Source organism: Snodgrassella communis (assembly GCF_914768045.1).
GTDB lineage: Bacteria > Pseudomonadota > Gammaproteobacteria > Burkholderiales > Neisseriaceae > Snodgrassella > Snodgrassella communis.
The window spans coordinates 126,078-138,731 of the sequence record NZ_CAJZCD010000006.1 but is presented as its reverse complement, the minus strand read 5'-3'; the positions used below and the strand labels follow the sequence as shown (position 1 = coordinate 138,731).

Below are 12,654 nucleotides of genomic sequence, written 5' to 3'. Positions count from 1 at the left end.
TTTCTCTGATTCAATCAGCAGAGAATGATAATAATCTGCCGTCTTTTACCGTTAAAACATCATCAAAGCGGCTGGCCAGCTCTTCATCATGTGTCACCACAACCAGACTGGTATCAAGTTCACGCTGTAAATCCAGCATTATATCCAGTACATTACCAGCATTTTTCCGATCCAAATTACCAGTTGGTTCATCGGCCAGTATACAGGCGGGATGAGTAACCATAGCCCGAGCAATCGCAGCCCGTTGCCGTTCTCCGCCAGACAGCTCACTCGGCCGGTGAGCCATACGCTGGTTTAATCCCACTTTATCCAGCATTGCTTTCGCCTGCTCTTCAGCCTGAGCTTTGGACATGCGCCCTATCAGTAGAGGCATCATCACGTTTTCCAGTGCCGAAAACTCCGGTAATAAATGGTGAAATTGATAAACAAAGCCTAAATATTGATTACGCAACTGACCTACGGCTTTCTGACTTAGCTGAGTTATATCCTGCCCCATCAGATGAATTGTGCCACCACTAGGCGTATCCAGCCCCCCAAGCAGATGCAGCAAAGTTGATTTTCCGCTACCTGAAGCACCCACAATACTGATACTTTGGCCACGCCTAACATTAAAATGCAAATCCTCCAGCACCGATACCTGTAAATGCCCATCATCATAGGTTTTACTGACATGTTCGCATTCAATAACGTATTCAGAATTATTCATAGCGCAAAGCCTCTGCCGGTTGCATTTTAGCTGCACGCCAGCTTGGATACAGAGTGGCTACAAAAGCCAGCAACAAAGAAATCACAGCAATCATACAAACGTCAGAAAATTTGACATCTGTAGGCAGATAACTCACAAAATAAATCTGTGACGGAACCAGATGTTTACCGGTCAGATGCTCAAAAAAAGCAACGATTCGACCAACACTTAATCCGAGTGATACTCCGAAAAGCACCCCGAAAAAAGTACCGAGAAATCCTGCTATTGCCCCCTGTATCATAAAAATGCGCATTACGCCTGCAGGAGAGAGTCCGAGTGTGCGCAATATAGCAATATCAGCCTGTTTCTCAGTCACAGCCATCACTAAAGAAGACACCAGATTAAAAGCGGCTACAGCGATAATCAGCAACAGAATAATGAACATTATACGTTTTTCCATCTGCACCGCATCAAAATAGCTGCGATTTTGAAAAGTCCAGTCGCGAATCCAGATCTCATTCTGTAAATTTGCAGGTACAAATTTCTGAATTATAAAAGGTGCGTTCTGCGGATCAGCCAGCTTCAGGCGTAAACCGCTCACATTATTACCTAAACGGTACAATTTTTGTGCATCAGTAATATGAGTTAAGGCAAGGGTATTATCCACCTCATAAATCTTGGTTTTAATCACCCCTACCAAAGTAAACTGTTTTAAACGCGGCACCATACCGGCGGGTGTCACATTACCATCGGGCGTGATGACTGTAATTTTGTCGCCAATATTGGCACCAAGCCCATTAGCGAGGTCTTTACCCAAAAGAATACCAAACTCCCCCGGTTTAAGAGCAGCAAAACCATTTTTAGGCATTCCCTCCCCATAATCGGCAACATTGCCTTCCTGTGCCGGATCAATCCCGCGAATTTGCACGCCACGCACTTCACCGGCATTGGCCAATAATGCCTGATCGGCGACATACGGCGCTGACCCCAGCACTTGAGGATTACCTTTTACCAGCTTCTGTAAATCCTGCCAGTGCTTATCGAGACTGTTTTCATAAAATCCCATTTCAGCATGAGGAGCCACACTGAGTAACTGATTACGGATTTCTTTTTGAAAACCATTCATCACCGACAATACAACGATTAATGTTGCCACCCCAAGTGCGATCCCAACGATAGAAACCACAGTGATGAATGACATAAACCCGTTGCGTTTCTTGGCACGTAAATAGCGTAAGCCAATCCAAGTTTCCAGAGATGCCATGAGTACAATATTTCAATAGAAAAAACAGATTGTACCCGAGCGTGACAAACAACGTCATGCTTATGACTCATTATGTTATTGTTAATTTTTGCAAACAAGATAAGCACAAACTTGCAGCCGACAATAAAAAATAATTCAACGCAGCACCTAAAACCATTTAACCATTTGAAATTAATATTTTTTAACATCTAGATCAATACTTGGAAATTTTAAAACAGGTGCTGATATCCTTAAATGTAGCAACAATATTTCTGATTATTTAATTTTGCCAAACACCTCAAAGCTGGACGTGATAGCAGGCAAAGCCTATTACAGGTGCAATACTCGTCAGGATTCGTTGGCTGTTGCGCGCCAGAATTCAATACCAGCGAAGATTTTGTCAGGAAGCACTCACAAAAAATCACATATATATTTGATCTACAAACAATTAAAAGCATTTAATTTACCATATTTAATCAATCATATTTGATGCGTATCAATACAATAAATTAAATTCAGACTGAAGTAATATTTATACCTTTTGTCCAATAGATAACCCCTCATATTTTGCGCTACCATGCGCACATTCCTTATTTTTCACTTACTTTTGATTAACTGGCTTTGAATATGACTAATCCATCTTCTCCCCTGTTTAATCCAATAACCCTACCCAATGGTGTTGTATTAAAAAATCGTTTGGTGATGGCACCAATGACTACCTGCTGTGGTTTTTATGATGGCAGCGTTACTGATAACCTGATTAATTATTATCGGGAACGCTCTGGCAGCATTGGCACGGTCATTGTTGAATGTGGCTATGTAGATGCACTGGGTCCTGCTTTTCCCGGCGCAATAGGTATTCACAACGATGACTGCATTGAAGGTTTAAGTCTTCTGGCCGCAGCTATAAAAGAACGTGGATCCAAAGCAGTTATACAAATCTATCATGGTGGACGCATGGTTGAGCCCCAACTAATCGGCGGTCAGACACCTATAGGCCCTAGCGCCATCGCTATTCCAAGGCCGAATGCAACCGTACCGGTAGCCATGACAGCTGGCGAAGTTGAAGACATGATTGGCAAGTTTGGCGAAGCAACACGGCGCGCAATTGCCGCAGGTTTTGATGGCATTGAAATTCACGGTGCCAACACTTATCTGATTCAGCAATTTTTCTCTCCCCATGCCAATCAGCGTCAGGATAAATGGGGCGGTAGTCGCGAAAATCGTACCCGCTTCCCGCTAGCAGTGCTGGAAATCAGCCGGCAGATGGCACAGAAACATGCTACTAACGAATTTATTATTGGTTACCGGTTCTCACCAGAAGAACTCGAAGTACCGGGCATTACCTTTGAAGACTCTTTATTCCTGCTGGATAAACTGGCTCAAGTCGGTCTTGACTATGTCCATTTCTCCATGGCCACAACATTACGCTCTTCCATTATTGACACTAGTAGCAAAACCCCATTAATTGACAAATACATGCAGCTACGCTCTACAACGCTGGCTAAAATTCCGGTTATTGGCGTAGGTAATGTCGTAAACAGGGCTGATGCAGAAACCGCAATGGCACATGGCTATGATCTGGTCGCTGCCGGACGAGCTTGCGTCGCTTATCCAGACTGGGCTGAACGTATTCAGAATCAGAATGATTTACAGCTATCTATAAACAGCGACCAACGTGCAAAGCTATCCATACCAGAACCCCTATGGCGCTTTCCTCTTATTTACAGTATGGTACGTGAAATCAATACGAAAAAATTCCATGCCGGTAGTTATCAGCAAACTGTCAATGATGATTTTGACAATACATTCGTTATAAATGTTGAACTGGGACAGGATTTTATTAAAGATCTGTCACTGGTAAATGCCGAACAACTGGATCACGTATCTGTACGTAATTTTAATGAAATCAAAGAACGCATTCTGGCAGCCAACAGCCCTTATGTGGATGCAATCAGTGGTGCCACTTCTCAATGTGATGCATTTAAAAAAGCAGTTACCAAAGCCATATCTACCTCCTATAAAGTAGCCACTATCGTCGAAGGCGGTGATGCTGATGACAAATCCTGTGATGTCGTTGTAGTGGGAAGTGGTGGTGCCGGCTTGGCAGCAGCAATAGAAGCTCATGATAAAGGTGCCTCAGTTATTATAGTTGAAAAAATGCCGATTACCGGCGGCAATACCAACAAAGCCTCAGCAGGCATGAATGCAGCAGAAACCCGTTTTCAGCAACAGATCGGAATTATTGACCATAAAGAATGGTTCTATAATGAAACCCTTAAAGGCGGTAAAAACAAAAATAATCCGCAATTACTACATTACTTTGTCGAACATGCTCCGGCTGCAATAGACTGGTTGGATGAAAAAGGAATTCAGTTAAATAATTTAACCACTACCGGTGGCATGAGTGTGGATCGTACCCATCGCCCCAGCAGTGGTGCAGCCGTTGGTGGTTTTTTGATTAGTGGATTGCTTAAAAACATCAATGATCGCGGCATTGAAGTTATGCTTGATACCTCTGTTACCGATATTGAAATGAAAGATGGACGCGTCAATGCAGTCATGGTGTGCGATGAAGAAGGCACAGAACAACGCATCAGCACCAAAGCAGTAATTGTTGCTACTGGTGGCTTTGGTGCCAATGCTCAGATGGTTACGCATTACCGGCCTGACTTGGCTGATTTTGTCACTACCAATCATAAAGGTGCAACTGGTTCAGGTATTGCTTTATTACAAAAAATCGGTGCCGGCACTGTCGATATGAATGAAATACAGATTCACCCTACGGTAGAACAAAACACAGCCTATCTGATCTCAGAATCTATTCGCGGCGGTGGCGCCATTCTAATATCGCAGCAAGGTAAACGCTTTGTCAATGAACTGGATACACGCGACAAAGTTTCCAATAGCATTATTGCCCTGCCCGAGCATTATGCCTACATATTGTTTGATGAACAAATTTGTACCCAAAACAAAGCAGCAGAAACCTATATCGGCAAAGGGCTTGCTGTAGAAGCAGCTACACTAGCAGAACTAGCAGATAAACTAGCCATTGATCCCGAAAGTCTTATCAACACAGTAGAACGCTATAACCAATATGTAAAACAGCAACACGATGAAGATTTTGGACGTACTACCGGCATGCGTCACCCACTAAATCAGCCATCTTTTTACGCCATCCAAATTGCGCCAGGTATTCACCACACCATGGGAGGTATTACCATTAACACCAATACAGAAGTGCTGGATACCAATGCGCAGATTATTAAAGGTGCCTATGCTGCAGGTGAAGTGGCCGGAGGCATACACGGTGGCAACCGTATTGGTGGCAATGCCATTGCTGATATCATCATTTTTGGTATTCAGGCTGGTGATCAAGCTGCCGCTTATGCTAAAAAGCATTAATTATTAATAAATAGCTCATCACCATGACTGGTTCATATTATACCTATAGCCAAAAGCTCATGGGTACGACTGTTTCACTTCAACTGTATGTCGAAAACCCGGCAGCAGTAAGCGCTGTTTTCAATACCATTGAGGCACTGGAAACACGACTAACGGTGAACCGGAAACATTCAGAGGTGATGAGCATTAATCATGCTGCCGGCAAGCACCCGGTAACAGTAAGTAAACTGGTATTTGACTTAATTCAACAGGCTAAAGCAGCCAGTCTGCTGCCATACAGCCGCTTTAACCTTGCTATCGGCCCGATAGTCAAACTGTGGAAAATCGGCTTCAATGGACATAGCATTCCTCCCGCTGATGAAATAACACACCGATTAAGCTTGACTAGTCCGCATCTGATTGAGCTGGATCAGACAAACCATTCAGTATATCTGGCCAAAGCCGGTATGGAAATAGATTTGGGCGCCATTGCCAAAGGCTATATTGCCGATATTACCAAACTAGTATTAGCCCAATATAACATTCATCAGGCCATCATCAATTGTGGCGGCAATGTATTAACTATTGGCAGCTCACCACTGACCTCAAGCCAAGAATGGCATATCGGTTTGAAACGTCCTTTTGCCGCAGCAAACAGCTTACTGGGCATATTGCATGTTCAAAACAAATCAGTGGTCACTTCTGGCATTTATGAGCGTTATTTTATTTTCAATGAACAGCTTTATCACCATATTATCGACCCATTTACCGGCTATCCACTAGATAACGAACTGCAAAGTGTCACCATCATTTCAGACAATTCATTAACAGGAGATATTTATTCCACCATACTGTTTGGTTTTGGTGTCAGACATGGATTGAATGAATTGGAAAAACATAAAAATATGGGGGCAATATTCGTAACAAAAGATCAGAAAATTTTTATCAAATCCAATCAGCATTTCCAGTTTGAATTACTGGCAGATGATTATGAACTTTGCCAATCACTCATATCAGCATAGATATCATAAACTATTTTTAGTTTCCCGAATTGGCCACCATTATCAGTATAGTCATAACAGCAGATAACCTGCTTATTACAACAACATTTTTTCCAGCACCATAACTAACCGTTGCTGTTGCTCCTGCGTTCCTACACTGATCCGGAGAAAATTACTGATTCGTTCTTGCTGAAAATGGCGCACAACCACACCATGTTGCCGTAGAAAACCAGCAATCTGGATTGCTTCTTTACGACTATGGCGTGCAAATACAAAATTTGCCTCAGAAGACAAAACTTCAAACTCAAGCCGCTGCAATTGCGCCACTAGCCAGATGCGGTTTTCAATCACTTTGGCACAGGTAATGCGGAAATAATCATCATCGGTAAATGCAGCAATAGCCGCAGCCTGAGCTACTCGATCAAGCGGATAGGAATTAAAACTATTTTTAACCCGTTCCAAGCCTTCAATCAAATCAGTATGCCCCATTGCTAGACCAATTCTCATCCCAGCCAGCGAACGCGATTTAGACAACGTCTGTACCACCAACAAATTAGGGTAATCATCAATCAGCCTAATTGCAGACTCACCACCGAAATCAATATAAGCCTCATCCACCAGCACCACACAATCAGGATTTGCCCGCAATATCTGCTCAACCTGAGTCAGTGGCAAAATACAGCCAGTCGGCGCATTCGGATTTGGAAAAATCACCCCTGCCCGGGCTCCACAATAATCGGCGGGATTAATAGCAAAATGCACATTCAGCGGCACATAACAGGCTTCAACACCATATAACTGGCAATACACCGGGTAAAAACTATAGCTGATATCTGGCAACAACAATTGCTGTTTACCTTGAAAAAAAGCAGCAAACGCATGTGCCAGCACTTCATCTGAACCATTTCCCACAAAAACCTGCTGTTTGTGCAAACCATAATAGTCAGCGATCGTCTGCTTTAACTTTTCCGCATTCGGATCCGGATATAAACGTAAATCATCATTAATTGCTTCCTGCATTGCGGCCAAAACCTTCGGCGATGGCGGAAATGGGTTTTCATTAGTATTGAGCTTAACCAGATTGGTTAGTTTAGGCTGTTCCCCTGGTACATAAGGCTGCAAGCATTTAGTTTTCTCACTCCAAAACTTACTCATTTCTCCCTCCTAAATGAATAAAATAAATATTCAGTATAAAGTATTCATATCTGACTACCTGTTCCTGTAACAATGAACACAATAGCTTATACCATCACAGATTCATTCAGATATTTATGCTCTATCAATAAAGACTCAGCATCACTAGTACTAAACTGCTCAGGCAACAAATATTCCAGTTTTTTGGCCATCAGCGTCAAACATGCCTGTTCACTTAAACCACAGACAAACAACATCTTACCCTGTTGATGCAATTCGCGCGCCAAAGCTTGTAAGTGAATAAATACAGTAACATCCACATGACAACCAGCGCTCACATCCAGATACACATTTTGAACATCCAATGTACTAACCAAATCATGACAGTGCCGTAACTGTGTACTAACATTAGCAAATAGCAAAACTTGAGGCAAAATGACAAAAGCATCACGGGTAAAAATCTGAACGTCAGGCACTAATATTGGACAAGCATGCAAACGGAACGAATGCCAGCACGTCACTATTAACCCCAATGAAATAACTAACCATAAACCAGCATATATACCAAACAGAATAATCAGAAAAGCAGAGCCACACAACCACAGCAAATCACACCACTGCCGATAATATAAACGCAATTCACGCCAGTTAATTTGTACACAGATTATATATAGTGCAATAACCGCAAGCACAGGTAAAGGCACATAAGTCCACCATGACCAGCAATAAATCAAGGCCAACAACCACAGCGTTGCTAGCAAAGTATTCAAGTTGATTTTCACTGCCTGATCAGCCTCGAACCCCAGACTGACTACCATACCGCCAGTCACCGCAGCCAATATATTGGCAAAGCTTACTAAGCCAGTACCACGCTGGTATCGATTGGGTAGATACTGGCAAATCTCCATATAAATTAACAATGCTATTGTGGCACTTAAAAAAGCCAGCAATGGCCAGTCAGCCTGTATCGGATGCAGCACAGACCCTAACTGCCAGCTTTGCTGAACAGGTGAGGCAATCCCGATAAGTGAAAACGGCCATATATAACTGAGAATCCACACCAGCAGCAGCACCCACAAAGCCTTGGGTTGAGATTTACTTCTCCAAAGTATCAGTAAGGCAAAAGATATTCCTGCCAGAACCACACTTGGCCAGTTCCAGTTGTGCCACTTAACCAGAACTATCCAAAGTTCCAACCATGAACTATTATTGGCAGGTACACCAAGAATAACCGGCGCCAGCATAACTATTAAAGTCAAAACAATACCAGCACTGATACCATGCCACACCGGACGGGCAATCCAGCTCAAACAATGTCGAGGTAACAATACAGCCAGTAATAATAGCCAGATACCCGTAAACAAAGTCAGCATACTGGCCACAGCAACCCGTTCAGATACCGCTCCGGCATAATAAGCCAGCGATGCCATAAGCATTAATGCCGAAAATGGCGACGGTGTTAGTAAAATCTTCTCACGACCACAGAAAAGCATACTGCACAGCAACGCACACACAACACTGGCAAGAGCCATTGATGTGGGTAGCCCAGCAATACCGGCACACGCCAGAGCCATTGGTAATATATACCCAAGCGATATCCAGCTATTTGAAAATCTTATTAACCGAGACAATTTTGTGCCCATCAATTTCAAAGAATTATCTTTTTGCTCATATCAACAGAGCTCATTTAATACAGTTGAGTACAAATTTTGAGTATCATTTTGCAGACGAAGATGAAGAGATTGCGCTGTTTGCCATGCCTGTTCAGAATCTTCAGCCAAAACCGTAAAATGTCCCATCTTACGTCCTGGGCGAACCAGCTTTTTGCCGTACAAATGCAAAGAGGCAGTACTGTGATTAAGCACAGTACACCAGTCTGGTTCGCTGTCAGCCGGCCATATATCCCCCAGAATATTAGCCATACAGCAAGGCTGTAATAAATCAGTAGCAGCCGGAGGCAAACCACACATCAGCCTTACCTGCTGCTGAAACTGGTCAGAACTACAGGCATCTAAAGTATAATGGCCAGAATTATGTGGCCGGGGTGCAACTTCATTGACGATTAACTGCATTTCACTGCCTACAACAAACATCTCTACTGCCAAAACCCCTTTATAATTCATAGTATGAGCCAATTTTAAAGCCATGTATTCAGCCTGCTGCAATACAGACTGTGGCAACCTGGCCGGTACCAGAGAGTAAGCCAGAATACCATTTTCATGTTGATTTTCTGCCGGCGGAAAACATGCAACTTGCTGCTCGTTCAGACGCGCAACAACAACAGATATTTCAGCGCGCAAATCTACCTTTTTTTCCAGTACACAACGCACATTCTGCAATTGCATAAAAGCCGCACGTAACTCGCCAATAGAGCCTACTGCTATCTGCCCTTTACCATCATAGCCCAAAGTAGCTGTCTTCAAGATACCGGGCAATAACACTTCCAGATGGTTATCAATATCAGAATCGTTGCAGATAATCGCAAACGGTACCGTAGCCAACCCAGCTCTAGTAATCCACTCTTTCTCTTCTTGCCTATCCTGTGCAATAGCCACACAATCGCCAGACGGTGAAACCTGTGTAAATTTTGCCAACCAGCGCATTGAATCAGCACTTACATTTTCAAATTCAGTTGTCACGGCCGCACATTTGGTCATATTCTGCAAAGCAGCAGCATCATCAAATGCTGCACATATATGTACATCTGCGTACTGTGCTGCCGGAGCATTCATATCAGGATCCAACACCATTACCTGATACCCCATTGTTTTAGCTGCAACAGTAAACATCGCACCCAGTTGTCCACCACCCAGAATTCCAAGCATTGCCGGAGGCAGAATACAGGAAGAAGAAAAAGACATAGTGGTATACAGTTACCTTACCTAAAATTATAAACAGTATTAGCTTAAATCATGTTCCTGCTGATATCTTTATCAAAGTTAAATTAAACATCAAACAACATATCAACATTTTCCCTGACAAATCAGGCTAATAACAAGCACTACTCTCATTGAATCAAAACCTACCAAACTGCGAGTAAGTCTGATCAAAGCTCTTTCATTTAGTTAAAACCAAACTCGTTTAGCATGAGTTATTTCAACTATCTGCTTTATAAAACATACCTATAACAAATTCGTATAAATTCAGAAAATTCATTACAAGCACCATATTAACATAAATAAATATATTATTACAAAATTTGCCCATCAATTTCAAATTCGACTTTATCTGAAATATTTTTAAATATTTCCATAAATATATTATTATCAAAATTAAGAGCAAGTATATAAAATATAACTATATAGCTTATAAATAAGATTCATCAAACCCCGTAAACGACTTAATGAAATTGCTGACTGGCCACATCCCGACAAGGTTGTAACAGCAAACGCCTTTGCCCACCATCCACACATAAATCACTGTTGCGGTCACGTAACTGCCGGCCAGTCAACAGCCAGTTATTTTCTCCATTTGGTGCACAGGAAACCGTTCCCACTGCATTATTTCTTACTGCCAGACAGCGACCGTTCAGCCATACCTGCCCCTGATGGAAATACATAGCTTCACTGATTTCACCATCAGAACAAGAATCAAGCACAACAGGCTGCCAAGCAGAATAAGCACCAGCAGGACGTAAACAGACACGTTCGACAGGACGTAAACTAATACTAGAAGGACTAGGACGAACCGGCGGATATGGTAAAACAGTCGGATAATGCGGATAAGGTGATACTGCCGGATAAACCGGCGTATCCGTATAAATCACCGTTGCCCCTGCCGGTGCATCAATATGCACAGTTTTATTAATTGTAGTAGTTGATGATATCGGTAAATCAACGATAATATCGCGCTCGCCATGCCCTGAGTGATAAATTACTGCTGCATCGGCAACAGGCGCAAGTAAGAACAACATATCCAATACAATCACAGCAAGCCTTATTAGTGCCTGTCCAACCATCATCATCTCCTAATAAATAAACTTACCAAATTAACATTTCCGGATCTCCCAGCATTGGTGAATACGGGCATTACGAAAATCTTCCGGTAGCGTTTTTCTGGAAATATTTCTTATCTCATAACGCTGTTCTAAAGCAGAATTCAGCCTAAAACTACGCAAATTATTCGAAAAAAACAAAACTCCCTGTGATGCTAACAAACTCATAGCACCATCTATTAACTTTTCATGATCGCGTTGAATATCGAGAATATCCAGCATTTTCTTGCTATTAGAAAAACTAGGCGGATCCAACATAATCAAATCAAACTGCTTTCTTTGCTCAGCAGCCAATTGTAAATATTGAAACACATCAGCTCGCACAATCTGATGTGCATGCATATCCAGCTTATTCAATTCAAAATTACGCCGAGCCCATTGCAGATAGGTATTTGACAAATCAACCGTTTCACTAGATAAAGCACCACCAGTAGCAGCATAAACCGAAAAACTGCCTGTATACGCAAAAAGATTCAGAAAACGTTTACCAGCAGCCATAGAACCAATCTTTTGGCGCGTATGACGGTGATCAAGAAACAAACCCGTGTCCAGATATTTATCCAGATTCACCCAAAAAGCTCGTCCATACTCATAAATTACAAAATCCGTACCATCAGCACCAGTTTTTTCATACTGCTCTTTACCTTTCTGGCGCTGTCGCCTTTTCAAATGAATATGTTCTCTGGGCAAACCTGTTACAAATACCACTGCATCTATAACCTCCGTCAGCCAGTCTTCATATTCCGATTGACGCATTAACCAACCAGTATCGTACTCCTGCAAATGAACATGGTCTGCATAAATATCTATAGCAAAAGGATATTGCGGCATATCACGGTCATACATACGCCATGCTTCCAAGCCTTGACGCTGTGCCCATTTGCGTAAATGTTTAATATTCTTGCCAAGACGGTTGACAAAAGCACCAATATCATCACTCATAAATAAAACTTTACATATCTGACATAATCACCATAACAGCCACATTGTAACGGAAAAAAACATTTAATACCCCTTACACCACAGAGCATTTTTTACAGCCACCCAAGTATCAGCTTGCTTAAAAAATTAAGATATTTTATAATCACTCACATAATTTGAAGCCATCGTTGCAACCTGATTAAACACGGCGTGCTCAATTTTATTTTATTATGTAACGCCGTATACCAACATCCGCAGCAATGCGTCCGTTGCTTGGTTGTCGCCGATGTAT

9 protein-coding genes are annotated in these 12,654 nt (G+C 42.3%); 2 read left to right on the top strand and 7 right to left on the bottom strand.

Annotated elements, in window-relative coordinates; translation table 11 throughout:
- Positions 1-10: 10 nt before the first annotated feature.
- Positions 11-706 carry a lipoprotein-releasing ABC transporter ATP-binding protein LolD gene (gene lolD / locus MJ761_RS07645; RefSeq protein ID WP_093091677.1) on the bottom strand — a complete coding sequence of 232 codons (696 nt, stop codon included), beginning with the start codon at positions 704-706 and terminating at the stop codon, positions 11-13.
- A complete protein-coding gene (locus MJ761_RS07640) occupies positions 699-1,949 on the bottom strand; it encodes a lipoprotein-releasing ABC transporter permease subunit (RefSeq protein ID WP_093091675.1) in 1,251 nt (416 codons plus the stop codon). The genes lolD and MJ761_RS07640 overlap by 8 nt, the downstream gene beginning before the upstream one ends.
- Positions 1,950-2,555: 606 nt before the next feature.
- On the opposite strand from MJ761_RS07640, the gene MJ761_RS07635 reads away from it, so the two are divergent.
- Together MJ761_RS07635 and MJ761_RS07630 are read left to right on the top strand one after the other, a co-directional pair.
- The gene (locus MJ761_RS07635; RefSeq protein ID WP_093091673.1) at positions 2,556-5,333 is read left to right on the top strand and encodes a flavocytochrome c; all 2,778 of its coding nucleotides are present in this window, start codon (positions 2,556-2,558) and stop codon (positions 5,331-5,333) included.
- 23 nt (positions 5,334-5,356) lie between these two features.
- Positions 5,357-6,334 carry an FAD:protein FMN transferase gene (locus MJ761_RS07630; RefSeq protein ID WP_093091671.1) on the top strand — a complete coding sequence of 326 codons (978 nt, stop codon included), beginning with the start codon at positions 5,357-5,359 and terminating at the stop codon, positions 6,332-6,334.
- A 75-nt stretch (positions 6,335-6,409) separates the two neighbouring features.
- Here the strand turns inward: MJ761_RS07630 and hisC are convergent, their stop codons facing one another.
- The 5 genes from hisC to MJ761_RS07605 form a co-directional block, all read right to left on the bottom strand.
- Positions 6,410-7,468 (bottom strand): histidinol-phosphate transaminase, encoded by a 1,059-nt coding sequence (hisC, locus tag MJ761_RS07625; protein WP_093091669.1) that lies wholly within the window; start codon positions 7,466-7,468, stop codon positions 6,410-6,412.
- Positions 7,469-7,554: 86 nt separating this feature from the next.
- Complete coding sequence (locus tag MJ761_RS07620; protein ID WP_176715056.1) at positions 7,555-9,021, bottom strand: SulP family inorganic anion transporter; 1,467 nt, start codon at positions 9,019-9,021, stop codon at positions 7,555-7,557.
- A 99-nt stretch (positions 9,022-9,120) separates the two neighbouring features.
- Complete coding sequence (locus MJ761_RS07615) at positions 9,121-10,308, bottom strand: 5-(carboxyamino)imidazole ribonucleotide synthase (protein ID WP_093091665.1); 1,188 nt, start codon at positions 10,306-10,308, stop codon at positions 9,121-9,123.
- A gap of 479 nt (positions 10,309-10,787) precedes the next feature.
- The gene (locus tag MJ761_RS07610) at positions 10,788-11,405 is read right to left on the bottom strand and encodes a ricin-type beta-trefoil lectin domain protein (protein WP_093091663.1); all 618 of its coding nucleotides are present in this window, start codon (positions 11,403-11,405) and stop codon (positions 10,788-10,790) included.
- A gap of 30 nt (positions 11,406-11,435) precedes the next feature.
- Positions 11,436-12,383 (bottom strand): class I SAM-dependent methyltransferase, encoded by a 948-nt coding sequence (locus MJ761_RS07605; protein WP_093091661.1) that lies wholly within the window; start codon positions 12,381-12,383, stop codon positions 11,436-11,438.
- Positions 12,384-12,654: the final 271 nt, after the last annotated feature.